General features: G+C 67.6%; 24 protein-coding genes and 2 tRNA genes. 15 read left to right on the top strand and 11 right to left on the bottom strand.

What is annotated here, in order from left to right; translation table 11 throughout:
* Positions 1-573: 573 nt before the first annotated feature.
* Entirely contained in the window at positions 574-1,464 is an 891-nt protein-coding gene (locus tag N801_RS11635; RefSeq protein WP_156996716.1) for a hypothetical protein, read from the top strand.
* A gap of 66 nt (positions 1,465-1,530) precedes the next feature.
* Here the strand turns inward: N801_RS11635 and N801_RS11630 are convergent, their stop codons facing one another.
* Positions 1,531-2,313: a C40 family peptidase gene (locus tag N801_RS11630; protein WP_245618412.1), complete on the bottom strand. Its 783-nt coding sequence runs from the start codon at positions 2,311-2,313 to the stop codon at positions 1,531-1,533.
* A 445-nt stretch (positions 2,314-2,758) separates the two neighbouring features.
* Here N801_RS11630 and N801_RS11625 point away from each other — a divergent pair, with 445 nt between their 5' ends.
* A complete protein-coding gene (locus N801_RS11625; protein ID WP_156996714.1) occupies positions 2,759-3,145 on the top strand; it encodes a hypothetical protein in 387 nt (128 codons plus the stop codon).
* A gap of 11 nt (positions 3,146-3,156) precedes the next feature.
* Here N801_RS11625 and N801_RS11620 read toward each other — a convergent pair whose 3' ends face one another.
* Positions 3,157-3,564, bottom strand: coding sequence for a hypothetical protein (locus N801_RS11620; RefSeq protein ID WP_052112906.1), 408 nt, complete (start codon positions 3,562-3,564; stop codon positions 3,157-3,159).
* Positions 3,561-3,977 (bottom strand): hypothetical protein, encoded by a 417-nt coding sequence (locus tag N801_RS11615; protein ID WP_156996712.1) that lies wholly within the window; start codon positions 3,975-3,977, stop codon positions 3,561-3,563. The genes N801_RS11620 and N801_RS11615 overlap by 4 nt, the downstream gene beginning before the upstream one ends.
* 293 nt (positions 3,978-4,270) lie before the next feature.
* Between N801_RS11615 and N801_RS11610 the strand changes: the two genes are divergently transcribed.
* Together N801_RS11610 and N801_RS11605 are read left to right on the top strand one after the other, a co-directional pair.
* Positions 4,271-5,062, top strand: coding sequence for a helix-turn-helix domain-containing protein (locus tag N801_RS11610; RefSeq protein WP_035937893.1), 792 nt, complete (start codon positions 4,271-4,273; stop codon positions 5,060-5,062).
* Between the two features lie 11 nt (positions 5,063-5,073).
* On the top strand, positions 5,074-5,544 hold the full coding sequence (locus tag N801_RS11605; protein ID WP_035937892.1) for an NUDIX hydrolase: 471 nt from the start codon (positions 5,074-5,076) through the stop codon (positions 5,542-5,544).
* Here N801_RS11605 and N801_RS11600 read toward each other — a convergent pair.
* Positions 5,485-6,072 (bottom strand): HD domain-containing protein, encoded by a 588-nt coding sequence (locus N801_RS11600; RefSeq protein ID WP_052112905.1) that lies wholly within the window; start codon positions 6,070-6,072, stop codon positions 5,485-5,487. The genes N801_RS11605 and N801_RS11600 overlap by 60 nt on opposite strands.
* Positions 6,073-6,125: 53 nt before the next feature.
* Complete coding sequence (locus tag N801_RS11595; RefSeq protein WP_035937891.1) at positions 6,126-6,422, bottom strand: hypothetical protein; 297 nt, start codon at positions 6,420-6,422, stop codon at positions 6,126-6,128.
* A gap of 110 nt (positions 6,423-6,532) precedes the next feature.
* Here N801_RS11595 and N801_RS11590 point away from each other — a divergent pair, with 110 nt between their 5' ends.
* From N801_RS11590 to tcmP, 5 genes are all read left to right on the top strand, one after another.
* Positions 6,533-7,342, top strand: coding sequence for a hypothetical protein (locus tag N801_RS11590; RefSeq protein ID WP_052112904.1), 810 nt, complete (start codon positions 6,533-6,535; stop codon positions 7,340-7,342).
* A gap of 637 nt (positions 7,343-7,979) precedes the next feature.
* Positions 7,980-10,931, top strand: a complete 2,952-nt coding sequence (gene mobF, locus N801_RS11580; RefSeq protein ID WP_245618411.1) for a MobF family relaxase — start codon at positions 7,980-7,982, stop codon at positions 10,929-10,931.
* A 377-nt stretch (positions 10,932-11,308) separates the two neighbouring features.
* Positions 11,309-12,382: an adenine-specific methyltransferase EcoRI family protein gene (locus N801_RS11575; protein ID WP_035937889.1), complete on the top strand. Its 1,074-nt coding sequence runs from the start codon at positions 11,309-11,311 to the stop codon at positions 12,380-12,382.
* Entirely contained in the window at positions 12,379-13,527 is a 1,149-nt protein-coding gene (locus tag N801_RS11570; protein WP_035937888.1) for a GmrSD restriction endonuclease domain-containing protein, read from the top strand. The genes N801_RS11575 and N801_RS11570 overlap by 4 nt, the downstream gene beginning before the upstream one ends.
* 33 nt (positions 13,528-13,560) lie before the next feature.
* Positions 13,561-14,679: a three-Cys-motif partner protein TcmP gene (tcmP, locus tag N801_RS11565; RefSeq protein WP_035937887.1), complete on the top strand. Its 1,119-nt coding sequence runs from the start codon at positions 13,561-13,563 to the stop codon at positions 14,677-14,679.
* A 12-nt stretch (positions 14,680-14,691) separates the two neighbouring features.
* Here tcmP and N801_RS11560 read toward each other — a convergent pair whose 3' ends face one another.
* Positions 14,692-15,441, bottom strand: a complete 750-nt coding sequence (locus tag N801_RS11560) for a DUF5131 family protein (protein ID WP_035937886.1) — start codon at positions 15,439-15,441, stop codon at positions 14,692-14,694.
* Positions 15,442-15,953: 512 nt separating this feature from the next.
* On the opposite strand from N801_RS11560, the gene N801_RS11555 reads away from it, so the two are divergent.
* Positions 15,954-16,163, top strand: a complete 210-nt coding sequence (locus N801_RS11555) for a helix-turn-helix domain-containing protein (RefSeq protein WP_052112902.1) — start codon at positions 15,954-15,956, stop codon at positions 16,161-16,163.
* A 144-nt stretch (positions 16,164-16,307) separates the two neighbouring features.
* Positions 16,308-17,615, top strand: a complete 1,308-nt coding sequence (locus N801_RS20730; protein WP_052112901.1) for a tyrosine-type recombinase/integrase — start codon at positions 16,308-16,310, stop codon at positions 17,613-17,615.
* 54 nt (positions 17,616-17,669) lie between these two features.
* Here N801_RS20730 and N801_RS11545 read toward each other — a convergent pair.
* The 4 genes from N801_RS11545 to orn all read right to left on the bottom strand — a co-directional run bounded on the left by N801_RS11545 (position 17,670) and on the right by orn (position 19,294).
* Positions 17,670-17,742, bottom strand: a tRNA-Lys gene (locus N801_RS11545).
* Between the two features lie 69 nt (positions 17,743-17,811).
* Positions 17,812-18,420 (bottom strand): copper resistance CopC family protein, encoded by a 609-nt coding sequence (locus tag N801_RS11540; protein WP_035937885.1) that lies wholly within the window; start codon positions 18,418-18,420, stop codon positions 17,812-17,814.
* Positions 18,421-18,483: 63 nt separating this feature from the next.
* A tRNA-His gene (locus tag N801_RS11535) sits at positions 18,484-18,559 on the bottom strand.
* 48 nt (positions 18,560-18,607) lie between these two features.
* Entirely contained in the window at positions 18,608-19,294 is a 687-nt protein-coding gene (gene orn / locus N801_RS11530; RefSeq protein ID WP_052112910.1) for an oligoribonuclease, read from the bottom strand.
* A gap of 38 nt (positions 19,295-19,332) precedes the next feature.
* On the opposite strand from orn, the gene N801_RS11525 reads away from it, so the two are divergent.
* Positions 19,333-20,514: a PrsW family intramembrane metalloprotease gene (locus N801_RS11525; protein WP_035937924.1), complete on the top strand. Its 1,182-nt coding sequence runs from the start codon at positions 19,333-19,335 to the stop codon at positions 20,512-20,514.
* Positions 20,514-21,779, top strand: coding sequence for a M20 metallopeptidase family protein (locus N801_RS11520; RefSeq protein WP_052112900.1), 1,266 nt, complete (start codon positions 20,514-20,516; stop codon positions 21,777-21,779). The genes N801_RS11525 and N801_RS11520 overlap by 1 nt, the downstream gene beginning before the upstream one ends.
* Here the strand turns inward: N801_RS11520 and N801_RS11515 are convergent.
* Positions 21,767-22,453 (bottom strand): 4'-phosphopantetheinyl transferase family protein, encoded by a 687-nt coding sequence (locus N801_RS11515; RefSeq protein WP_052112899.1) that lies wholly within the window; start codon positions 22,451-22,453, stop codon positions 21,767-21,769. The genes N801_RS11520 and N801_RS11515 overlap by 13 nt on opposite strands.
* 67 nt (positions 22,454-22,520) lie before the next feature.
* Between N801_RS11515 and N801_RS11510 the strand changes: the two genes are divergently transcribed.
* Complete coding sequence (locus N801_RS11510) at positions 22,521-23,321, top strand: alpha/beta fold hydrolase (RefSeq protein ID WP_211254721.1); 801 nt, start codon at positions 22,521-22,523, stop codon at positions 23,319-23,321.
* Positions 23,322-23,400: 79 nt separating this feature from the next.
* Entirely contained in the window at positions 23,401-24,231 is an 831-nt protein-coding gene (locus N801_RS11505; protein WP_035937884.1) for a prenyltransferase, read from the top strand.
* Positions 24,232-24,367 lie beyond the last annotated feature (136 nt).

Genomic DNA, 24,367 nt, shown 5'->3' with positions numbered 1-24,367 from the left:
TTGATTCGCGCCAGCCCCGGCGAGCGGACTCGGTGTGCCTGAGGGCATGGTTGCGTCGTGATCGTCCGAGGTCCTCACCGTCAGATGGTCCCAATATGACCACCTTGTTGTGTGCACGCCGCGCCGAAACGCTCGACGGCGACCCCGAGGGTCCCTACTCTGGATCTCACCCGACGAAGGGCAGGTGGCTGGGACATGACATCGACGCCTGAGTTCACGCCGTACGGCGTGACCCCCCGTGTTGTGGAAAGCGGACCTGTCGTCCTTGCGGTTCGCGACGCCAACGGAGATTTCGGCTGCCCCAACCCGTCACATTCGACTGCCCGCGTAACCCAGAAGGGGAGCAGCCTCCGATGCTCGCGAGGTCATGATCTCGCTATGCCCACGAGCTGAGTAATGATGCCGACCATCGAGTCAGATCCCACCCTAGGGACGTCAGCGACGATCGGTCGGTACTTCGGTTTGGTATCCACGGTCCCTAGCTTCGTGTTGTGGCTGTGGGTGTACGCGGTGCTAGTGGTCGGTCCGTTCGGAGGACCCCCGGACATAGGGCGCCTCACGAACGTGAATCCGGTGACGATGCCGGCGCATGCAGTTGCCCTCGTCATCCTCGCCGTCATCACAGCCGTGGTGACCCATCCATTGCAGAGTGTGGCCGTCCAACTGATGGAGGGCTACTGGGGTGTCTCTAGCTTGGCACGTCGCGCCGCCAGCGCTCGAGTCGTCGTGCACCTTCGGCGACGAGCGGCCACAGACCGCGTCGCGGAGCAGGCCGAGCGTGACCTTCGCACCCTGCTCCGATCCCTGCCCGACCCTCAGAACGACTACCTGAGCGCACCAAATGACCCTAGAAACGCCACTGTCGTTCGAGAGATCGTTGACTCGGAGATCGCTGTGATGACAGCGGCGAAGGCGCTGTCTGGTTATCCGGAAGAACACATCCACACCATGCCGACTCGGCTCGGGAACGCGCTGAGAAGCTCCGAAGCATTGGCGGGCAGGGCGATCGGACTAGACGTCATCCAATGGGCGACCCATATTGGCCTGTCGGCCGCCCCGGAACAGAACGCGTACCTGAACGATCAGCGGAGCCAGCTCGACCTCGCGGTCCGAATGGCAGCGATGGGTGCTCTGGCGGCTGCCTTCACCTTCGTCGCCTTCTGGCCTCACGGAATCTGGCTTCTCGTCGCGCTGATTCCGCTAACTGCCTCTTGGTTGTCGTACCGGGGCGCGGTGGCAGGTGCGGGGGCATATGGACGCGCGTTCATTGCGTGGCTCCACCTAAACCGTTTCGCCATGTACGAAGCGCTCCGGCTTCCCGAAGTCGCGGATGCGGATGCCGAGCGTAGTCAAAACTCTGCCCTGACCGACCTCGTCGTTGGGAACATTGGTTTCTCCATGGCTTACAGGCCCTCGAGCCCCGATCAGCGCCCCCCCGTTCGTCGGCCGGGACGTTCCATCTGAGCAGGGTGGTTAACGAGGCCGATGTGGGCAGGTGTGGGAACGTCGAGCGAGGCTGACCTCGGTGGATCAAGCGATGTGGCGTAGGCCAGCGACGCCGTCGGCGATGTAGGACTTGAGGCTGACGACCTTGACGACGTCCCCCGTGTGCGGGGCTTCGACGACGCGGCCGTCCCCGATGTACATCCCTACGTGCCCCGGTCTGGCCATGGTGCCCAACCCGCCGGGGATGGCGACGAGGTCGCCAGGCAGCAGATGCTCGAGATCGGTCGCGACACCGTCGTGCATCTGAGTTCCGACGACGCGCGTGATCGAGACGCCAGCGGCTCGCCACGCGGTCTGGGTCAGGCCGGAGCAGTCGTACGAGTCGGGGCCCTCGGCGCCCCAGACGTAAGGCTTGCCGAGCTGAGCCAGAGCGAATGACACCGCGCGCTGCGCTGCCGGACTGGTTCCCGCAGGCAGGGTGAAGCCTGCCGGAAGCGCCACCGCAGTCCCGCCGGTGATGGCCGCGCATTCCGCGGACGTGCCGAGGATGACGTCAACGATTCGAGCTCCTGCAGCTGCGTGGACCAGATAGTTGCTTCCGTCGGAGAACGCCGACCGCTGAACCTGTTGGGCGACGACCCACGGGGGGCGCACCTGCCAGCCGCGGACCTCGAGTAGAGCATCGAGGAAGAGCCCAGTCGAGGCGATCGGGTCCATGCGCTGCGCGGCGCTGCCCCATCCTGGACGTTGCTGGAACAAGCCCAGCGAGTCGTGGTCGTAGCCCCAGCCCTCGTTCGGCAACTGCGTGCCATTGGGGTCGTTCGGGTTGCCGAGGTTCTTAAGGGCGGATTCGGTGATCGCCGTCATAACGGCAATTTGTGCCGCCACGCGTCCCCCTCGCGGTGTCGCGACGGCGACGATCGTCCGCGCGTTCCTGGCTTGGACCTCGGAGAGCTCGGCGACTGGTCCCGAGGTCGTGCAGATGTCAACTCCCGCCGCCGCGGTTGGCGGCAGGGCTCCGAGGACGATCACGAATCCCACCAAAGCCACTGCTGCGGCGGCGGCAGTGACGGCGGCACCGAGGCGAGCAAATGACATGTCACCCACACGAGCACTGCGGGGCACCATCCGCGGTCCTGTTGCGGTGTCGGGCCCCTGCGCGAGAGTGTTGTCAGTAGACGTGCGTCCAGACCAAGGAGAGTTCGTGCGCGCGAGTGAGCGGACGGCATACCCAACGACTGTCGCTTCGGCGGCGGCCGAGGACGGGCGTGCTCTCGCTCTGGAACTCGCAGGGATGAGTGACCCTCAGCGCATGGACGTCCTGACGTTGCGGATCGTGACGGAACCTGACGAGGACGTCCTGCGCGTGGCGATGTGCTGGGCCAGATGGCGCGTGGATGGGCAGTGGGGCGAGTCCTACTGGTGCCAGGGGATCGTGACGACACAGCGGCTGCTCCTGCGTCTGCCCGACGGCAGCCTGCGGTCGCAGTGGTGGGGGACCGTTGTGGGCTTCGACGCTGATCTCGAGGCCGGGCATGTCGTCCTCGACTACGGCGATGGCCGGCCGCGACAGATTGCCGGGCCGGCCGCCGCGGTTGTCGCAGTTGCGGGTATCAACGCGATCTACGGGACTGAGGCGTTGATTCGGCATCCCAGCCTTGAACCCCTCCGGGCGCATGAGACGCCTTCGCGCGGCTGACGGATATGTCCCTATGCACCTCTGCTCGTCGCGCCGACGGCCTGTGCCGGTGAGATCGCCAGGACCTGACGTCGTGCGTAGACGAACTCAACTTCGGTCAGATGTCGCCCCTCGGAGAAGATCCGGAGCAGACCCGACCAGCCTGATGGAGAGCCGCCGAGGAGCCGGTGCACCGCTCGTCGAGAGGTCGACTCGAGCCCTAGCTGGCTGAGCATGCGCTTGGTGCACTCGCGCGAGTTGCCGCCGGCGCTCTTGGCGGTGATGGTCACGAGCGGGTCGTCGGCACCTCGACTCCTGGCTTCCTCGATCCGGGAGATCAGGATGTGGATCGCAGGGGAGATGACGTCGGTCATGCGCGGGTCGTCCACCTCGAGTCCGAGTTCGCCGGCGACCCAGCGGTCCAGTCCGAAGACGCTCATGACTCGTCCTTAGGGGCGTCGAGCTCGACGAACCTCACGGGTGCGCCGGCCGGGACGTCGGTCATGCCGTGCAGCTGGTCGTTCCGAGCGGCGCGGCCAGACCCCTTCGCACTGCGTTTGGCTTGGGAAGAGATGTGGGCGAACAGCGACTCGGGGCCGAGGGTGCGAGCGGTGTCCTCGTTCTTGATCAGCCACTCCATCGCAGCGAGGAGTTCTTCGCCGGCGTAGTCGTCGGTGACGGTGACCGGCCTCGCCGAGCCGTAGGGCACGACGTCGACGCATCCGCGTGTGCACACGCAGTCGCGGATCTCGAGCCACAGTCGCGCGTTCTCGGGCCCTGGTGCCCCCAGCGTGGCGCATCTGTCCAGTGCCGCTTTGAGCTCTGCACCCTTCTCCATTTGTCCGGTCGTCATGTCGCAGTTCTCCGTCTCTGCTGGTGCGGATCGCCGGTGTCCTTCAGAAGAGCAGAGATGGGCGGAGCGCTGTGAAAGTTATCCACAGCCGCCCTTGGGGCTGCGGTTATCCACAGCGACAAAGTCGTGTGCCCTGGTGCGTCTTCAGTCCGGCATGGTTGTTGTTGAGGCCAATTGGCCTCGGTGCCGTGAACAGCACATCCCGAGGGGGCAGGACGCGGTCACCACGTAGCAGGACGTTTGAGGACGTCTCGGATCCGGCAGAACGTCCCGGCAGGTGTGCGAGGAGGGTCATGTCCAACGAGCGACTCCGGTCGGCGATCGTCGAGTCCGGCATGTCCTTGGCTGAGTTCGGTGACGCCGTCGGCGTCGACCCCAAGACCGTCGAGCGATGGATCACCAGGGACCGTGTGCCGCATAGAGCCCACCGTCTGAAGTCCGCCGGCGTGCTCGGCCGCACCGACGTTTTCCTGTGGCCTACAACGGAATCCGACCCCCGGTCGCTGGCCGCAGCGAAGGCCGAGTTCGTCGACCTGTACCCCAACCGCGGGAGCGTCCCGAGTTCGACGTGGGTCGAGCTTCTCGACTCAGCTCACGAATCAATCGATCTATTGGCGTATGCCGGAAGCTTCCTTCACGACAGCGTTCCGTCCTTCGCGGACCGGCTTTCAGAACGAGTCGCCGAGGGCGTCTGTGTGCGGCTCCTGTTTGGTGATCCGACGAGTGAGGCAGTTGCGCTGCGCGGCAGGGAGGAAGGCATCGGTGAGCTGATGGCGGCTCGCTGTTCCCTCACCTGGAACTACCTGGCGCCCATCCTCAATGGAGGCGTGGTGGCCGGCGGGCCCGCCGGCGAGAACGACGACGCAGGGGGTGGGGTGCAAGCCCGTCAGCACGGTTGCACTCTGTACGCCTCACTCTTCCGCTTCGACGATGCTCTGCTCGTCAACCCACACACCTATGGTGTCGCCGCCGGCCACTCACCGGTTCTTCATCTCAATCGCGTTCCAGGCGGCCGCCTGTTCACCCACTACCTCGAGTCGTTCGACCGGACGTGGCAGCAGGCCCAGCCGCTCAGCTCGGCGTAACGTCGACGTCCATGGGACGCATCGACTACATCGACGACCCCGCCGCACCGGCGATCAACAACGTCGTGCCTTCCGTCGTAGCCATCGTCCGCGACGACGAGGGCCGGACCCTGATGATCCACAAGACCGACAACGACCGGTGGGCGCTACCCGGGGGAGGGCACGAGCCGGGGGAGACGATCTCCGACACGGTGGTGCGCGAGGTGAAGGAGGAGACCGGCTACCAGGTCGAGGTCGAGACGATCACGGGCACCTACACCAACCCTCGGCACGTGATGGCCTACGACGACGGCGAGGTGCGCCAGCAGTTCTCAATTGCCTTCCGCGCCAAGCTGATTGGCGGCGAGAAGCGCACGAGTGATGAGAGCAGTGAGGTCGAGTGGCTGACGCCAGACGAGATCTCGCGTCTGGATCTCCACCCGTCAATGCGGCTGCGGCTCGCCCACGCGCTCGAGGACTCCGGCCGGCCACACATCGGATAACCCAAGGCGCACGCGAGCCCGGGAGGCTGAAGCGAGAAGCTCCGGACGCGATCGCGTGATGGCGCGGTGGACGGGGTGACTCTCGGGGTAGCGAGTGAGGATCTCGTCGATGCGCTCGCGCGGGGTCGTGATCGCACCTGTTGGCGACGACACCAGGTCGAGGAGCGTCAGAGTGTCGAGGTCGTCCGGCTCCGGAACGGCGAACTGATCGAGATCGCGTTCGAGTCCTCGCTCCTCGGCTTCGAACCGAGCACCCGTGTGATGGGCAACCAAACTCACCACTCGATCGGATGCTCCTTCATCGGCGAGGAAAGAGGCGCCGTCAACCGGGTGAAACCCGGTGTCCGCCAGGACGGGCGCGTAGCCGATGTCGTGGAGCCACGCCGCAACTGCGATCTCGGGAGAGAGCGCGACCTCGGCGACCATCCAGTCGGCGAGCCGGCCCACGTTCTCGACGTGATCCCATCTCGAGCCAAGGTCGCCCAAATACCGGGCGGCGAGCTCTGGGGCCTCCTCCGTCCGCCACATGCCTCCCCATCCTGCCGCAAGCGCCTGGCTGACCGCAGTGGCGGTCGGCATGGTCAGGGAGAGATGGGACGCGCGGTGTCGGCGCCCGACCGGCTGTGCTCGGCTGCCTGCACGGCACGCTTGACCACGCCGAGCGGCTGGTCGAGGAGCTGCGCGGCTCGGTCGAGGCCCGAGACCTCCGCCAACTTCGCCACGGCCTCGGCGATGTTCTGGTCGGCTGCGTCGACGCGCGTCTGGACTCGTGCGCGAGCCGCGTACGCCTTGGTCGAATCTGCGAGCGCGACCGCTTCCGCACGCTGCGCCTCCTGCAGGCGACGTCGGGCGTCCTCACGTGTGGGATGCGAATTCATAGTTCTCCTGGTCCGGAAGTGCTTCACAAGAGCCACGTGCCGATCGGGGCACCCGTGACTTTCATGTGTGGGCGACCGGGCGTCGCGGCTCACGGATACAGTCGGCTCCCATGGGAAGCATCAGGGGCCACTACGAGTGGGACGATGACGACCTGACGCCCGGCCGGAAGAAGGAGGGCGGCCTCCACCAGAACCTCTTCGACAGCGACGGAAACCTGAAAGGCAGTGCCCGGTTCGTCCCAGACGACGGGGTCGAGCACGAGCCCCTTGTCGTCACCGAGACGGTCTTCATCACCGTTGAAGAGCGGCGACGCACTGAGGCCGATGAGCAGTTCGAAGAGGCCGTCCGTGAATTGCTCAAGCTGGCGATCGGCTATGGAATTGGGAAGGCGAAACCTCACGTCTCACGGTGGTTGCGAGAATCGGCGCAACCCGCCATCGAGGCCCAACGCGCCAAGGTCGTCGCGCGACGTCGGCGACGTCAACTCCGTCGGGCAGGAGAAGCGGTCGCCCTCGAGATCCCTGACGAGGCGGTTGCTGAACCGCTTCAAGAGGTAGCGGAGGCTGCTGACGAGAATCGCCCCGACATGTCCCTCGCGGAAGCTCAGGCCCGCTACTTGGCTGCGATCGCTGCGAAGGCTTACAGCGAGGAGCAGTTGAGGCTCGTCAACGGCGCCAACATCGTCAACGGAGACGGCATGGCTGAGTTGAAGAGGTCGCTGGCCGAAATTCCTACGGAACACGTCGTCGGTGTCATCGAGACGATGGCCGCCAATCCATCCCTACTAAGCGACGAAGCACTGGCACAACTGGCCAGCATCTTGGGACGTGAAGCGCTCGTTCGTCCGCAAGTCCTTCTCCCCGGTAAATCAGCACCAGTTGCGGCCCGTCCCCTGCGTCTCCGGGGGGACAGGCGCTAGCCGAGCCTGAGGCCGTGGTTCCTCCGGCACGGACGGCTTGTTGCATTTCGTAGGTCTCGTGGTTCACCGCCAGCCCGACGGTGTTACGGGAGGCCTTTGGCCACGGAGTGGCCTCTTTAGGCTGCCTCAACGCTTGGCCGCAAGTTCCGCAGCCCCAGCGCTACAGATTGTCCGACCAGTGCCACAGCCCAGCCAGTCCGGAACGATCCCGAAGAGCGGCACCTCTTCCCTTCGGCCTGGCCGCTTGTTCCTGCCCTCCACCTGAGCGCCACACGTCTGGCACCCACTGTCGCGGGGTGGGGCGATGGATTCCCCGGTGCCCGACTCGCCGCAAGGACCCTGTCAGTGGCCCTGGGTACGTTTTGGCCAGCCGACATTGTGGGCGTCGGATTTTTCTTTCTCGTCGGAGAGGGGGTGATTTCAATGAAGGTTGCGGCCTATCACTCCAGCAATCAATCGGACCCGGACGTTTACCACGACCACTCCGACTGCCCCACTGGACAGCAGATTCCGTCGTACAACAAGCTCTCCGGCACGGGGGGCTACCCGCGGTGCAAGCAGTGCGTAGACAAGGGGTGACTACTCGGCGCTCCCTGCGTTCACGACGCGGGGAGCGCCGTCGTCCTGGAGACGGTCAGTGCCCCACGACACCCGTAATCACGGTGTGACGATGTCGATAAGGCGGATGACTTTGGGGGCGGGATATCGCTACCTGATGTCCTCGGTCGCCCGGCTCGACGAGGTCGGCCCGGCCGCCGGCCTCACCGCCTACTACGGAGCCGAAGGCACACCACCCGGCCGATTCCTCGGCGCCGGCCTCGCCGGTCTCGCCAAGGGAGCAGGCATCCAGCCAGGCACCGAAGTCACTGAAGAAGCCCTCTGGCGCATGCTCGGCATGCTCCAAGACCCCGTCACCGGCGAACCCCTCGGCCAGATCCCACACGCCACCCCCGCCACCGTCATTGACCGTTTCGGCCGTACCCGCAAGGCCCCCAAGACCGTCGCTGGTTTCGACCTCACCTTCTCCGCACCCAAGTCCGTCAGCGTTGCCTGGGCCTTGGCCGACGACGCCACACGAGCCCGCATCTACGCCTCCCACCGCCGAGCCCTCGAAGCCGTCATCGAATACGGCGAATCGCAAGTATTCGCAACCAGACTCGGCAAGGGTGGCGTCGTCCAGGAAGACATCCGCGGCGTCGTCGCGACCGCGTTCGACCACTGGGACTCCCGCTCCGGCGACCCCCAACTCCACACCCACGTCGTCGTCCTCAACCGCGTGCAGGCGGTCAGCGACGGCAAGTGGCGCACCCTCGACTCCAAGGCCCTATTCCGTGCCGCCGTCGGCATGTCCGAGCTCTACAACGGCATCCTGGCCGACCGGCTCACGGCTGATCTCGGCTGGACCTGGACCCCCGAGCAGCGCCGCCGTTCCGCCGAACCCAAGTGGGAAGTCGCCGGTGTCTCCGCAGAACTCCGCGACCACTTCTCCCAGCGCACCACCGCGATCGAGGCCGCCAAGGATGACCTCGTCACCACGTTCACGGCCTCCCATGGCCGCGAACCCACGGCCCGCGAAGTCATCCAACTGCGCCAACACGCCACCCTCACCACTCGCGAGGACAAGCACCTGCGACCCCTGCGCGACCTCATCACCGATTGGCGCGACCGCGCCGAAACCTTCATCGACCAAGGACCCGAACGGTGGGCCGCGTCCCTCACCCGCGACACCGCGCCGACGCTCCGATCCGCCAACGACATCGACGATGGGATCCTCCGCGACGCAGCCAAAGTCGTGCTCGCCAAGGTCGCCGACAAGCGAGCCACCTTCACCCGCGCGAACCTCTTCGCCGAAGCCCTCCGCGAGCTTCACGGCATCCGGTTCGCCACGCCCGCCGACCGCACCTCCGTGGCCGGCAAGACCGCCACCTACGCCACCGAACTCGCCGTCCAACTCACCCCACCCGATGTCGGTCGCGTTCCCGACGGGCTCCGCCGCACCGACGGCACCACCAAGTTCGTCGCCCGCGACAGCGAGGTCTTCGCCACCCAGGAACTCCTTGACGCCGAAGCCCGCCTCCTCGACGCCGCGGCTGCCGAAGACGCGCCCGTCGTACCGGCCGCAACCGCCTTCGCCATCACCGAGCAAACCCTGCCCGGACGCACCCACCACCTGTCCGCCGAGCAGGCAGCTGCGGTCAACGCGGCCGTCACCTCCGGTCGCCGCGTAGACCTCCTCGTTGGTGCCGCCGGCACAGGGAAGTCCACCGCGATGGCCGGAGTTCGGGCCGCTTGGGAAGCCACCCACGGCCCGGGATCCGTTGTCGGACTTGCCCCCTCGGCCGCAGCCGCTGAGGTACTCGCCGACGCAGTCGGCGTGCCCACCGAGAACACCGCCAAGTGGATCAGCGAGCAAGACCGCCTCCCTGAACACAAAGCAAAAGCTGATGGGTATGCCGCCCAGGTGGCTCGCGCGTACCCGTCACGTGGCACTCGCGAACTGGAGGAACAGACCGTAGATGCTCAGGCGGCATATGAGCGCTGGGCTCTGCGTCCTGGGCAACTGGTGATCGTGGACGAGGCGTCGATGGCGGGCACGTTCGACCTGGACCGGATCGCCACCGCGGCGACCGAGGCGGGCGCGAAGGTGCTGCTGGTGGGGGACTGGGCGCAGCTGTCGCCCGTGCAGGCAGGGGGAGCTTTCAAGCTCCTCACGCATGCTCGGCCCGATGCGCCAGCGCTCCACGACGTTCGCCGGTTCCGTCACGAGTGGGAACGCGACGCCAGCCTCGACCTGCGCGCTGGCCAGGCCTCGGTCGCAGCGACGTACGCCGCTCAGGGACGAGTCGAGTCCGGGACGCGCGAGGACATGGTCGACCTCATCTTCGACGGATGGAAGCAGGACGTGAAGGCCGGCCAGACCTCACTGATGGTCGCGGCGGACGCAGAGACTGTGCGCGACTTGAACGCGCGAGCCCGGGCACACCGACTTGCTGCAGGCGAGGTCAGCGACACGTGCACACGGCTCGGGGATGGGACCGCTGTCGGAGTTGGTGACGTCGTCGTGACCCGGCTCAACCGACGCGCCCTAGTGACGGGCAACGGGTGGGTCAAGAACGGCGACGACTGGATCGTGCAATCCATCGACGAGAGAAGTGCGATGCGAGTTCGTCGCGCCAATGGGGGAGCGGTAGCCGTGCTTCCACCTGACTACGTCGCCGTGAACCTCGAACTCGGCTACGCCACTACGGCCCACAGGGCCCAAGGCCGGACTGTGGACACCGCACACGCGTACATCACTGCGACGACCGTGCGCGAACCCCTCTACGTCATGGTCACAAGGGGGCGGGAGTCCAACCGGCTCTACGTCGACACCACGTTCGACCCGGACGCCGCCACCGGCCATGGCGAGCACGCTCAGTCCGACCCGATCGACATCCTCCAAGCTGCGATCACCACAAGTGGCGCCGACCTGTCCGCCACCGAGACCCGCCGCCTGGAGGAAGCCGCAGCCACAGCCCGGTGGCGCCTCGAATCCCAAGGCGCCGCGGCCATTACAGCGGCACGGAGCCATCCTGATCGTTGGCTTTGAATCCCTCTACCCAGAGGCGGCAGGTGCAAGTCCTGCCCCGGCTACAAAGAGAGTGCCTGACCTGCGGAAACGCAGATCAGGCCCCCGCTGCTTTGCCCGGACGATCGGCCCTCGTACGTCCGGGCTACGGTCTCCGTCACAAGTTCCTTCCGGCTCCGGTGCCCGCTCGGTAGAGCGGTGCCCTCCCTCGGTGGGCTGTCGTACCGCCGATGCATGGCGCAGATCACGCACTAAGAACAGTGCGGTGACTTGGACGCCCCCTTTGAACCCGGCCGTGTCGCCTCGCCCGGCGCACAACTGTCCCCGCCCACCGATAGGATTCCCCGCGAGGCGCGCCCCTCTCCAGGCGGTGCAGTCCGGGTCGAGCAGGGGAGAGCATGACGACAGCAGCAGCCAACCGCAACCTCGCAGTCGCGAAGCTGTCCAAAGAGGACGAGTTCTACACGCAACTGTCCGACATCGAGAAGGAGCTGCGGCACTACCGGAAGCACTTCAAGGGCAAGGTCGTCTACTGCAACTGCGACGACCCGCGCGTGTCGAATTTCTTCCACTACTTCAGCCACAACTTCGAGAAGCTCGGCCTGAAGAAGCTCATCGCTACTTGCTACAAGAACCAAGATCTCGACCTGTTCAGCCAGAACGACGCTGAGCAGGCCATCTGCCTTGAGTACGAGGGCGACACGAGCGGCAACCGGATCCCCGACCGGGACGAGATCGAGGTCAGGGCCTTGCGGGGCGACGGCGACTTCCGCGGCGCGGAGACCATCGAGCTGCTGAAGCAGGCCGACATCGTCGTTACCAACCCACCGTTCTCGCTCTTCCGGCCGTACGTCCAGCAGCTGATTGATTACGACAAGAAGTTCCTCATCGTCGGGAACCAGAACGCGATCAGCTACAAGGAGATCTTCCGGCTGATCCAGGCCGACAAGCTCTGGCTGGGCCACAACAACGGCGACATGAAGTTCCGCGTTCCGGACTACTACGAGGCGCGCACGACGCGGTTCTGGGTCGACGAGGAAGGGCAGAAGTGGCGCAGCCTGGGGAACGCCTGCTGGTTCACCAACCTCGACATCTCCAAGCGCCATGAGGACCTGATCCTCTACAAGTCCTACTCGCCGGAGGAGTACCCGAAGTACGTCAACTTCGACGCGATCGATGTCAGCCGCTACAAGGACATCCCTGCGGACTACGACGGCGTCATGGGCGTCCCGGTCACGCTCCTGGACCAGTTCAATCCGGACCAGTTCGAGCTCGTTGGCAACAGCGACGACGCGCAGCAGATGAAGGAGATCGGCGTCAGGCCACTGGGCGAAGAATTCATCCGGGCCTACCGTGAGGCCGGCGGGACCGGCCACCGCACCCAAGGGATGCGAATGCTCGGGCTGATGGATCCGCACCCCCGCGTCGTCTTCAAGCGCATCCTCATCCGTCGCAAAGGTGCAGCGTCATGAAGATCGAGCTGAAGCGGATCCAGGTCCGTGACCTCGTCGAGGGCTACGAGGACAACGAGGAACTGGGTGTCCGTGCCTACGAGGGCAACCTCGACGTGCGCCCGCCCTACCAGCGCGAGTTCGTCTACAGGGACAAACAGCGCGACGCCGTCATCGAGACCGTGCGCCGCGACTTCCCGCTCAACGTCATGTACTGGGCTGTCCAGGACGACGGCACGTTCGAGGTCATCGACGGCCAGCAACGCACAATCTCGATCTGCCAGTACGTCGAGGGCGACTTCTCCATCCTGATCGGCGGCCACCAGCTCGCCTTCCACAACCTCCAGGACGACCAGAAGGACCAGATCCTCGACTACGAGCTGATGGTTTACCTCTGCCAGGGCTCGGATTCCGAGAAGCTTGACTGGTTCAAGACGATCAACATCGCCGGGGAGAAGCTCACCGACCAGGAACTGCGCAACGCCGTATATCACGGACCTTGGGTGACCGCGGCCAAGAAGTATTTCTCGAAGACGGGCTGTCCGGCCTACGGCATCGCCAGCGACTACATGACCGGCTCGCCGATCCGCCAGGACTACCTCGAGACAGCGATCGAGTGGATCAACCCCGGCAAGGTCGACGAGTACATGCGCGACCACCAGCACGACTCGAACGCCAACGAGCTTTGGCTTTACTTCAAAGAGGTCATCGACTGGGTCGAGACCTCCTTCCCGAAGAAGCGCTCTCAGATGAAGTCGGTCAAATGGGGCCCGCTGTACAACCAGCACAAGAGCACGAGCCTCGATTGGACCAAGCTCGAGGAGCGGATCGCCGCGCTTATGGCTGATCCGGACGTTAAGAACAAGCGGGGGATCTACGAGTTCGTGCTCGGCGGCGATGTCGACACGAAGCTCCTCGACGTTCGAGTCTTCGACGAGAAGATCAAGCTCGCGGCGTACGGCAAGCAGACGGTGGCGGCCGAGACTGCCGGGACGTCTAACTGCCCCATGTGTGCAGGCGGCAGCAACAACAACGCGACTCGCATTTACGAGCTGAGCGAGATGGACGCCGACCACGTGACCGCCTGGAGCAAGGGCGGCGCTTCGGACCTTGCCAATTGCGAGATGCTCTGTGTCCCGCACAACCGATCCAAGGGCAACAGATGACCCTCGGTCTGACATCGTCGTAAGGGGGCGACCGTGCCAAGAGGCGACAGCCTGCCGACGGTCTGGGAGCGGCCGCCGCACACCAAGGCCAAGCACGACATCCTCACGCGGTACCTCGGCGCGTGGTTCGGCATCTTTGGCCGCAGCAGGTACCACCGGGCTGTGAACGTCCTCGACGGCTTCGCGGGGCCCGGCCGCTACGACGAGGACGAGCCCGGATCGCCGGTGCTGACGCTCAGCACGTTGCTGGACCACCGCTCGTTCCCCGACTTCGGCGACACCAATTTCACGTTCGTCTTCAACGAGTGGGACGACGCGCGGTACGCCTCTCTCAAGGTCGTGCTCGCGGACGTGCAGGCGAGCCGTGCACCGTGGCCGAAGACCGTGCGGGTGCTCGACCGCAACCAGAACTTCCAGGACTTGGCGCGCGAGCTGCTGGGCTCCATCCCCGCCGGCAAGCAGCTGGCTCCCACCTTCGCGTTCATCGACCCGTTCGGGTACAAGGACGTGCCGATGGCACTGATCCGCGACCTGGTCAGCCACCCGTCCTGCGAGCTGTTCATCTACTTCGATTTCAACAGCGTCAACCGGTTCGCCAACGCGGGCAACGTCGACCCGCACTTCACGGCGCTCTTCGGCTGCGACGACTACAAGAACGCACCCGCCGCCGATGACGGCCGCGGGCAGTACATCCACGACCTGTACGAGCGGCAACTGCGCCAGGAGTGCAACTTCGCACACATCTGCAGTTTCGAGATGGTCAACATGAGCGGCCACACCGGGAGCTACCTCTTCTTCTGCACGCGCGACGACCAGGCCTACGACAAGATGAAGGAGGCGATGTGGAAACTGGCTCCCGGCGGCGGCTACAGGTTCGACGACCGTCTCGCCAATCAGGACGTGCTTTTCGGGGACGAGGCCAACACCGGGCCGCTCCAGGACGAGCTAGCACACCACTTCGCCGGCCAGAGGGTGACCTTCGAGGAGGTCTGCCAATACGTCGTCACAAAGACGCCGTTCCACAGCGGTCAGGTGAAGACCAAGACCCTGAAGCCGATGCAGGCAGCCGGGCGCATCTCTGCACCGAACCAGAAGAAGAAGGGCACGTTCCCCGACGGTACGCTCATCGAGTTCCCGGCACTGACCAGCTGAGTGCGGGTCTGCTTAGAGCGCTGCAGCCAGCCGCGGCATCTCGTCCCAGGTGCGCCCGTCGAGCTCGCGCCCGTTGGCCTTCGGCGTCCGGCCGCCCCACTGCTTGAAGAAGAACGCCACGCTGGCGTCGACGCACTGGTCGCGGATGTCCTCCACCCACGCCGGGTCCATCGGCCGCCCGCGGGGCCCAGATTCGCCGCCGGCGATGACCCAGTCGATGCCGTCGAGCTTCAACGCGGGAAGCGCGGTCAGCAGCGGCTCGCATGACAGGAACCGCGTGGATGCCGGCACAGCACGCAGGTGATCGATCCGGTCGACGGCGTCGAACGACTCCACCGAGACGCCCATCCACAGGTTCTCTGGCCAGTCGAGTTTGTCGGCGATCCTCGCCGTCCGGTGGGCTCGCTTGGTGAGCACCTGGTACGTGTGCTGCGGCGTCTCGCGGATCACGTCGAACACGTCGCGGATGAAGTCGAGCGGCACCTTGGCGTGGAACAGGTCGCTCATCGAGTTCACGAACACGACCTTGGGCGTGCGCCACGCGTGCGGCTGCGCCAGGGAGCGCGGATGCGTGGTCACCCCGAAGCCGGGCCCGGACGTCCTCGGATCGCCGTCGTTCTGGTACTTCTCCGCGCCCATGGCCTTGAGGCGCTTCGCAAGCGCCAGCGCGTAGCAGTTGTCGCAGCCGGCCGCGACCCGGTCGCAGCCGGTGACGGGGTTCCAGGTAACCTCGGTCCATTCGATCGCACTCTTCGTGGCCATCTCATTCCACCCCTCTCAACCCGATGGGAGTGCTGAGGCATGAACAGCACCGGCGGTCACATTCGTCACTCTAGTCCCACGCGCTGACGTGTCCCGCGAACTCGAGGACCAGCCGGGGCGGGATCCTCGGGCAGCGGACCGTTCGTCGTGTCCGGTGGGCTCGTGATGCGGCCCGTGGTCTGACGCGCGGCTTGGGTACTCACGAGGTCTCTTGACATCAAGATTTCGTGCATCATCTCGTGCAACATCTCACGGCAAATCGGGGTTGCTCACGGTAACTCGCCCGCCGACCGCCACTCGCCCGGAAACGACAAAGCCACAGGTCAGAGGGCATCTGACCTGCGGCTTTGGTGGTGGCCAGGGACGGGGTCGAACCGTCGACCTTCCGATTTTCAGGGGGAGTCTCCTTCCGGCTTGCCTGGCCATGCACCCAGTCGTGCCCCTTGGAACCCGTTCTCCCATCAGTGATGCCCGTTCCCTCCCGGGAGCGCGCACAGCGAAGGGAGAGCGCGATGGTGGACCTGAAGGCAGTGGAGCCGAAGCCACGTCCTCTGTGGCATGCCGAGGATGTGGCTGAGTATCTCGGCGTGCCACTCAAGACGCTGTACAAGTGGCGCCTCGAGAAGCACGGTCCGCCGTGCGCCCGCATTGGCAAGCACCTGCGGTACGTGCCGGATGACGTCGTGGCGTGGGTGGAGAGCTGCAAGCGGTCCGCGTCATGAGGTGCCAACATGGCTAGGCAACCGCTTCCCCTGGGGTCGTGGGGGAGGATTCGACTCGATCCGGGCCGCAACGTGCGCAAGGGCCGGCCGACGTCGTGGCGCGCTCGGACGCAATACCGGGACTTCGACGGAGTGACTCGACCCGTGGAGGCGGGGGCGCGAACCAAGACGGAGGCGGAGGCAAAACTCCTCCGGCTCCTGCAGGACCGCGCGACCATCCGCCATGGCGGCGCATTGCGCCCAGCCGACAAGTTCTCAGTGGCTGCCGAGTTGTGGATGAGCCGAATCACCGACTTGGTGGCCGACGGTCGACGGTCCCCAGGGACGCTCGACACCTATCGGCGTCATCTCGACAACCATGTCCTTCCGGCCCTGGGGGAGGTGCGGCTGGGGGAGATCACCACCCCGTTGGTGGACCAGGTGATTCGCACCATCAAGACCAAGGTGAGCCCGGCGACCGCCAAGTCGTGCCGCAGTGTCATCTCCGGCGTGGTGGGGCTCGCGGTGCGCCTTGGTGCGATGCGGACCAACCCAGTGCGCGACGCCGAGCCCTTGTCGGTCAAGCCACGACGCCGGCCGCGGGCCCTCGACAAGGAGGAACGGGACGCCTGGTTCGCAACGTTGGCCGCGGACCCGAGAGCGGTCAAGGCGGATCTGCCCGATCTCACCCTGTTCATGCTGTCGACGGGTGTGCGGATCGGCGAGGCGCTGGGCCTGTTGTGGAGCGAGGTGGACTTGGACCTCGGTCAGGTCGAGATCACCCAGCAGGTGATCCGCGTTAAGGGTCGCGGTCTGCTCCGGGCGGCCACCAAGTCGTCGGCGGGGGAGCGCGTGCTCCATCTGCCCGAGTCCTGTCTCGCGATGCTCACGGCACGTGCAGCCCAGGGGATTCGCGACAGCGAGCCTGTCTTCTGCGACGCCCTGGGTGGCCACCGGGACCCCAGCAACGTGCGCCGCGACCTCCGGAACGCGCGCTCACCGGTGGGCAGTCAGGCACGGGTCGACCTCGGAAAGCAGCTCGCCGCTGCACGCAATTCAGCCGGTCTCACCCAGCGCGAGGCGGCCGCTCAACTGAACTGGCCCCGCACCCGTGTGGGCCTCGCCGAGCACGGACGCATTCGTCTCCCTCGGGCCGACGTGCTGACGGTCTTGGACGCCTACGCCGTCCCCAATCGACAGAGACAGCCGATTCTCGACCTCGCCGAGGTGGCAGCCGAGCCGGTCGAGGGTGACGCGCTGTCGTGGATCACGTCCCACAACTTCCGCAAAACGACGGCGACGATCCTCGACGAGGCGGGTCAGTCGGCGCGCGCGATCGCTGATCAACTAGGCCACGCTCGGCCCTCGATGACCCAGGACGTCTACATGAGTCGTGGGACGAAGAATCCGGGCGCTGCGGCGGCCCTCGAGCAGGCCATGGGGAACAAGGAAGAGCCCAAAAACAGGGCATAAACCGGGGGCTCACGCCAGCAGGCCAAGACCGTAAGGTCCTGGCCTGCTGTTTTGTGCGCCATCAGGGACTCGAACCCCGAACCCGCTGATTAAGAGTCAGCTGCTCTGCCAATTGAGCTAATGGCGCGCGAGCGGAGACATTAGCAAAGGTTCGGCCGGGTTGCGAAATCGACGTCGCCCCGCACGGTCCACTCCGTCAGGTGCCGTCCCGGTCCCGGCGGATGGCGTGGAAGGTCGCTGCGACGGCGGCCGCGAGGACGCCGAACCCGACGACCCACACGACCAGGGGCGTGCCCCCCGACGTGCCCCGCTCGTCGGCGGCGACGGCCGACGGCGAGGGGGACGCCTGCGGCGTCGACGGCGTGGCCGAGGCGCTCCGCGAGGGTGGCTCGGCCGACGGGCTCGGCGCCGCCGACGGGGAGGCCTGCGGGTCGCCGGCGATGGTGAACGCGGTCGACCCGGAGATCGGGTGCGAGTCCGCACTGACGACGCGGTAGGTGATCTTGTAGGACCCGGCGGCGATCGGCTGGGCGACCGGCACGGTGACCGTCGGGCCAGTGACGGTGGCATCCGCGTCCACGACGGCGCCCCCCTCCCCGTCGGTCACCCGCACCGTGACGAACTCCGGGTTGATGTCCTCGTTGAAGGTCAGGACGAGCTCGCCGGGAGAGGCCGGGACGGTCGCCCCGTCGGCCGGGGAGCTCAAGAGCAGCCGCGAGTGGGCGCGGGCCGGGAGCGCGGCGACGCCGAGACCGACCCACGCCGTGATGAGCAGCAGGGCCAGGGCCCGAGTCGTCGTTCGCATGGGCCCAGTCTGCACAACGCCCCCGGGCATGACGAAAGCCCCTGCGGTGCAGGGGCTTTCGTTTGGGGTGAGCGACGGGGCTTGAACCCGCGACCCCCGCGACCACAACGCGGTGCTCTACCTGCTGAGCTACGCCCACCAAGGTCACTGCCCGGCATACGAACGAGTCCAGCCGAGGCAGCGCGAACTATCGTACCTGCTCGGCGGGGGTGGTTCCGACCACGTCGGTCGGTGCGGCCGGCGCCGGTGCGGAGTGGTCCACGAGGTGGTCGGCCGCGATGGCGCGCAGCTCCTCGCTGCCGCGTCCGGGAGGGTCGACGAAGACGGCGGCGCGGTAGTAGCGCAGCTCGGCGATCGACTCCTTGATGTCGGCCAGCGCACGGTGGCCACCCGACTTCTCGGGCGCCGAGAAGTAGGCGCGGGGGTACCACCGGCGGGCCAGCTCCTTGATCGAGGACACGTCGATGATCCGGTAGTGCAGGTGCTCCTCGAGCTCGGTCATGTCCCGGGCGAGGAAGCCTCGGTCGGTCGCGACGGTGTTGCCGCCGAGCGGCGCCTTGCGCGGCTCCGGCACCCAGGCGCGGACGTACTCGAGGACGCGCTGCTCCGCCTCCTCGATGCTCACGCCGCCGGCCAGCTCGTCGATGAGGCCCGAGGAGGTGTGCATCTCGCGGACGAAGTCCCCCATCTGGGCCAGCGCCTCCTCCGGCGGGCGAATGACGACGTCGACCCCCTCACCGAGGACGTTGAGCTCGAAGTCGGTGACGAGCGCGGCCACCTCGACGAGGGCGTCGTGCTCGAGGGAGAGCCCGGTCATCTCGCAGTCGATCCAGACGATGCGGTCGGTGAGGGCTCGGACAGGCGTGGCGGACATGGCCTCCACTGTATGGCGCTGGACTAGTCTCGATGTCCATGAGTGGGGAGCAGGCCGTCGGCGCGAACACCTCCGGTTCACGGCATCCGGGCACCCACGGGCACGGCGTCCACCACGGTCGCGCGCTCCTGCGGCGCTGGGTGCTCGTCGGTGTCGCGACCGCCGGGTTCGGGGTCGCCGCCCTGACCGTCGCCGTCGCCATCGGGGCCGCCGCCGGCGTGAGCGCGACCCTCCTCGGGCTCGTCGTCGCGATCATCCCGCTGGGCATCGTCGTGCCGACCTTCATGTGGCTCGACCGCTTCGAGTCCGAGCCGACCCGCTATCTCGTCCTGGCGTTCCTCTGGGGAGCCCTCATCGCGGTCCTCATCGCGATGGGGCTCAACACGGCCGGCCAGCTCGTCCTCTGGGGCACGATCCCCGCCGACGAGTCGTTGGCGCTGACCGCCGTCTTCGTCGCCCCCGTCGTCGAGGAGGCCGCCAAGGGCCTGCTCGTCCTCCTCGTGTGGCGCTTCGCCAAGAGGGAGTTCGACGGCATCACCGACGGCATGGTCTACGCCGGGGTGACCGCCGCGGGCTTCGCGTTCACGGAGAACATCCAGTACCTCGCGCTCGCCTGGGCGGAGCACGGGCAGGACGGCCTCACCGCGACCTTCGTCGGCCGCTGCCTGCTGTCACCGTTTGCGCACCCGATGTTCACGATCTGCATCGGCATCGGCATCGGGATCGCCGCGACCTCCCGGCGCGGGGTCGTCCGAGTGCTCGCACCGCTCCTCGGCTTCGTCATCGCGGTCCTCGCTCACGCCACGTGGAACCTCGCGGCGGTGAGCGGCGGCGAGGGGCTCATCGCCGTCTACCTCCTCGTCCAGGTGCCGCTCTTCCTCGCGTTCCTCGGGTTCGTCGTCTGGGTGCGCCGCCGCGAGGGCCGGCTCATCGGCCAGTTCCTCCACCCGTACGCCGACGCGGGGTGGTTCTCGCCGGCGGAGGTGTCCATGCTGTCCTCGATGCCGCGCCGTCGTGAGGCGCGCCAGTGGGCCCGGACCAACGGCGGCCGCGCCGGCCTGCGCGCGATGGCGGACTTCCAGGACGCCGCGAGCGAGCTGGCCCTGCTCCGGCGGCGCATGCACCATTCGGCCGCCGACGCGCGGGCCGTCACCGAGGAGCGCGAGCTGCTCGACGCCGTGGTCGAGCACCGCCACGACTTCGCCGGTCAGGTGCCCTGATGCCGGACCGCTCCTCGGTCGTCGAGCTGGCGCAGTCCCTTGCTCCCGACCTCGTCGCGCTGCGGCACGACCTGCACCGCCACCCCGAGCTCGGCAACGACCTGCCTCGCACCCAGCGGGCCGTCGTCGAGGCCCTGGCGGGCCTCGACCTCGAGATCACCCTCGGTCGGCACCTGAGCAGCGTCGTCGCCGTCCTCCGTGGCCGGGGCGGGCGTCAGGGCGACCCGGGCGACCCGGGCGACCCGGGCGACCCAGGCGAGCCGAGGCCCGTCGTCCTGCTCCGCGGTGACATGGACGCGCTGCCGGTCACCGAGGCGACCGGTCTGGGCTTCGCGTCCGAGCGCCCCGGGCTCATGCACGCCTGCGGTCACGACCTGCACGTCGCCGCTCTCGTCGGGGCGGCGCGCATCCTGCACGAGCGCCGCGACGACCTCGCCGGAGACGTCGTCCTCATGTTCCAGCCGGGGGAGGAGGGCCCCGGAGGGGCCGAGCCGATGCTGGCCGAAGGACTGCTCGACGTGGCCGGCCGTCGGGTCGACGCGGCATACGCCGTGCACGTGTATGCCGCGGAGCACCCTCGCGGGGTGTGGTTCGGCCGCCCGGGTCCCCAGATGGCCGCGGCGGACGAGGTGCGGATCAGGGTGCTGGGCAGGGGTGGTCACGGCTCGCAGCCGCACATGGCCCTCGACCCTGTGCCGGTGGCGTGCGAGGTGGTGCTCGCGCTCCAGACGATGGTCACCCGCCGATTCGACGCGTTCGACCCTGTCGTCGTCACGGTCGGCCGGATCAGCTCCGGGACCGTCAACAACGTCATCCCCGACACGGCCGAGATCGACGCGACGCTGCGCACCTTCTCCCCGGAGCACCGCGCGCTGGCCCACGCGGAGATCCACCGCGTGGCGGAGCACGTCGCCGCGGCGCACCACCTCAGCGCCACCGTCGAGATCAGCGGCGGGTACCCGGTGACCGTCAACGACCCCGACGAGTTCGCCTTCGCGCGGGCCACGGTGGTGGACCTATTCGGCGCCGAGCGGTGGGCCGACATGGTCAACCCGGAGGCCGGCGCCGAGGACATGTCGTTCGTCCTCGAGCAGGTGCCGGGCGCGTACCTCAACATCGGCGCCTGTGTCGTCGACGACCACACGACCGCGGACGACAACCACTCCCCGCGCGCGGTCTACGACGACTCGGTCATCCCCGACGTCGCGGCGCTCCTGGCCGAGCTCGCCCTGCGGCGCACGGCCGCGGGCGCTCAGCGCCGCTGAACCCGCACCGTCAGGGGCCGCGTCGTGAGGACGGCGACGGCGGCGCGGTGGTCCGCGGCGCCGACGTCGACGTCGCCCACCTGCGTCGCCCCCGGCGGGTGCTGCGCCGCCCGCCACTCCACGAGGGCCGCCGGCTCGCCCGGCGCGGACACCACGACCTGGCTCGGGTCGACGACGAGCCCGTGGCCGGTGGCCTTGAGGATCGCCTCCTTGCGCGCCCAGGTCAGCGCCCGCGCGGCGAGCAGCGCGTCGCCGTGGAGCCCGTCGAGGTGGGCCACCTCGCTGGCATCGAGGGTCACCGCGTTGAAGCCGTCGAAGTCCGCGGACTCGAGGTCCTCGACGTCGACGCCCACCTCCCCGAGTCGGGTCACGGCGGCGACGGCGAGGTGCTCCCCGTAGGACACCGACACGTGGACGTCGCGCATGCCCACCACGTGCGGCTTGCCGTGCCGGTCGGTCCCGCAGGTGGCGCAGCGCTTGACGAACGCGAGGGTCCGAGGGTCGGCGCCGGTCTCCTCCGCGACGAGGCTGCGCAGCAGGGCGTGGGCCGTGACGAAGGGGTGGGGGTCCGCCTTGCGTGCCGCGCGCTCGCGCTCGCCGGCGTCGAGGAGGTCGAGAAGGTCGTGGAGCCGCAGGTCGTCGACCACCGGGGTGGCGCCGACGACGACTGACATGAGCCGATCATGTCATCACCGGTCTGCACGGTGTCCGACTCCGCGGAGCCGGGGTACGTTCGCCGGTGTGGAGCACGTGGAGGTCGGGGGCGGGGTGCGGGTCGCCGTCGAGCGGGTCGGGTCGGGCCCACCGCTCGTCCTCGTCCACGGGGCCGCGCTCGACTCCCGCAGCTGGCGGCCGCAGCTCGACGGGCTGAGCGACGAGCTCACCGTCGTCGCATGGGACGAGCCCGGGGTGGGCCGGTCCTCGGCGGTCCCGGACGACTACACCCTCGCGGACTTCGCCGACGCCCTGGCCGCGGTCGTCGTCCACCTCGGCCTGGGGCCCGCGCACGTCGGCGGGCTCTCGTGGGGCGGCACCGTGGTGCTCGAGTGCTACCGCCGCCACCCGCGGCTCTTCGCGACCCTCGTCCTCGTCGACACGTATGCCGGGTGGAAGGGCTCGCTTCCCGCCGACGAGGTGCGTGCCCGGGTCGAGGGGGTCCGGGCCATGCTGGCCGCGACACCGGAGGACTTCGACCCCACCCTCCCGGGGCTGTTCGCGGGGGAGCCGCCCGCCGAGCTCGTCGCCGCGATGGCGGAGATGGCGGCCGACGTGCGACCCGGGACGCTGGAACGCGAGCTGGGCCTCATGGCCGAGACCGACCTCAGCGACGTGCTGCCCCGGGTCGCGGTGGCGACCCTGCTGGTGTGGGGAGAGCTCGACGCACGGTCACCGCTGCGCGTGGCCCGCGAGTTCGCCGCCGCGATCGCCGACGCCGAGCTCGTCGTCATCGAGGGTGCGGGTCACGTCAGCCCGCTCGAGCGGCCCGACGAGGTGAACGCCGCCATCCGGGCGTTCGTGCGTAGGCACACCCTGAGGACCTGATCGCGGTCTCGGCGTGGCGCCGGGTCGAGAGTGGGACAGTGGAGGACGACGCTCACGTCACCGAGGAAGCACGGGACCGATGGCAGTGGCACCGCAGCACCGAGCCGACGTCGAGGCCATCCTGGCGACGCGGACGCACCAGGGCGCCGACTTCTGGGCGACACCGGAGGGAGGGCTGGCCAAGGGTGGGCCGTTCTCGACGCTCGAGGCTCCGGCGCTGCTCGTCGAGCTCGGCGTGGAGGCCTCGCACGAGGTCCTGCGCGGCGCGGCGGAGCTGCTGCTGGATGCCTGGCGCGAGGACGGTCGGTTCAGGCTGTCGCCGTCCGGCGCGATCTACCCGTGCCACACCATCAACGCCGTCCGGGTCCTGTCGCTCCTCGGCCACGCCTCCGACGACCGGGTGCGACGCTCGTTCCAGCACCTCCTGGGCACGCTCCACGACGACGGCGGCTGGCGTTGCCGGAAGTTCAGCTATGGACGCGGGCCGGAGACCGAGTTCTCGAACCCGGGTCCCACCCTCGCGGCGCTCGACGCACTCCGGCTCGCCGGGCTGGCCGACTCCGCGCCCCCGGGTGCCGTCGACCTGTTGCTCGGCCACTGGGAGACCCGACGTCCGCTCGGGCCGTGCCACTACGGGATCGGGTCCCTCTTCATGCAGGTCGGGTACCCGTTCGGGGGCTACAACCTCTTCTTCTACGTCCACGTGCTGTCGTCCTACGAGCGGGCCCGCGACGACCCCCGTTTCCACGAGGCCCTCTCGGTCCTGCAGTCGCGGCTCGTGGACGGCCGGATCGTCGTCGAGCGCGTCCACCGCTCGCTGGCCGCCCTGGAGTTCTGCCGCAAGGGCGAGCCCAGCGAGCTGGCCACGGCGCGCTACTCCGAGATCCTGTCCCACCTCGACGGCGCGTGAGTCGCCTCGCACGCGCCGCACGCACGCCTCGCACGCTCGGCGTGCTGTGCGCCCCCGTCGACGCTCTCACTGCGTTCGAGGCGCCTGTTGCCTTCTGCCGGCGCACAGCACGCCTCGCACGCTCGGCGTGCTGTGC

This window comes from Knoellia aerolata DSM 18566 (assembly GCF_000768695.1).
In the GTDB taxonomy this organism is placed as follows: domain Bacteria; phylum Actinomycetota; class Actinomycetes; order Actinomycetales; family Dermatophilaceae; genus Knoellia; species Knoellia aerolata.
Note: the sequence above shows the minus strand (reverse complement) of the source record. Positions and strands in the feature narration are given on the sequence as shown.

Excerpts from the sequence above, each read along its gene's own strand:
- N801_RS11555 (WP_052112902.1), top strand. The coding sequence starts at position 15,954 with ATGGTGGACCTGAAGGCAGTGGAGCCGAAGCCACGTCCTCTGTGGCAT.
- N801_RS11625 (WP_156996714.1), top strand. The coding sequence starts at position 2,759 with ATGGACGTCCTGACGTTGCGGATCGTGACGGAACCTGACGAGGACGTC.
- orn (WP_052112910.1), bottom strand. The coding sequence starts at position 19,294 with ATGTCCGCCACGCCTGTCCGAGCCCTCACCGACCGCATCGTCTGGATC.
- N801_RS11630 (WP_245618412.1), bottom strand. The coding sequence starts at position 2,313 with ATGACGGCGATCACCGAATCCGCCCTTAAGAACCTCGGCAACCCGAAC.
- N801_RS11590 (WP_052112904.1), top strand. The coding sequence starts at position 6,533 with ATGGGAAGCATCAGGGGCCACTACGAGTGGGACGATGACGACCTGACG.
- N801_RS11540 (WP_035937885.1), bottom strand. The coding sequence starts at position 18,420 with ATGCGAACGACGACTCGGGCCCTGGCCCTGCTGCTCATCACGGCGTGG.
- N801_RS11610 (WP_035937893.1), top strand. The coding sequence starts at position 4,271 with ATGTCCAACGAGCGACTCCGGTCGGCGATCGTCGAGTCCGGCATGTCC.
- N801_RS11595 (WP_035937891.1), bottom strand. The coding sequence starts at position 6,422 with ATGAATTCGCATCCCACACGTGAGGACGCCCGACGTCGCCTGCAGGAG.
- N801_RS11570 (WP_035937888.1), top strand. The coding sequence starts at position 12,379 with ATGAAGATCGAGCTGAAGCGGATCCAGGTCCGTGACCTCGTCGAGGGC.
- N801_RS11575 (WP_035937889.1), top strand. The coding sequence starts at position 11,309 with ATGACGACAGCAGCAGCCAACCGCAACCTCGCAGTCGCGAAGCTGTCC.
- N801_RS11615 (WP_156996712.1), bottom strand. The coding sequence starts at position 3,977 with ATGACGACCGGACAAATGGAGAAGGGTGCAGAGCTCAAAGCGGCACTG.
- N801_RS11525 (WP_035937924.1), top strand. The coding sequence starts at position 19,333 with ATGAGTGGGGAGCAGGCCGTCGGCGCGAACACCTCCGGTTCACGGCAT.
- N801_RS11600 (WP_052112905.1), bottom strand. The coding sequence starts at position 6,072 with ATGTGGCGGACGGAGGAGGCCCCAGAGCTCGCCGCCCGGTATTTGGGC.
- N801_RS11605 (WP_035937892.1), top strand. The coding sequence starts at position 5,074 with ATGGGACGCATCGACTACATCGACGACCCCGCCGCACCGGCGATCAAC.
- N801_RS11505 (WP_035937884.1), top strand. The coding sequence starts at position 23,401 with ATGGCAGTGGCACCGCAGCACCGAGCCGACGTCGAGGCCATCCTGGCG.
- N801_RS11515 (WP_052112899.1), bottom strand. The coding sequence starts at position 22,453 with ATGTCAGTCGTCGTCGGCGCCACCCCGGTGGTCGACGACCTGCGGCTC.
- N801_RS11520 (WP_052112900.1), top strand. The coding sequence starts at position 20,514 with ATGCCGGACCGCTCCTCGGTCGTCGAGCTGGCGCAGTCCCTTGCTCCC.
- N801_RS11560 (WP_035937886.1), bottom strand. The coding sequence starts at position 15,441 with ATGGCCACGAAGAGTGCGATCGAATGGACCGAGGTTACCTGGAACCCC.
- N801_RS11620 (WP_052112906.1), bottom strand. The coding sequence starts at position 3,564 with ATGAGCGTCTTCGGACTGGACCGCTGGGTCGCCGGCGAACTCGGACTC.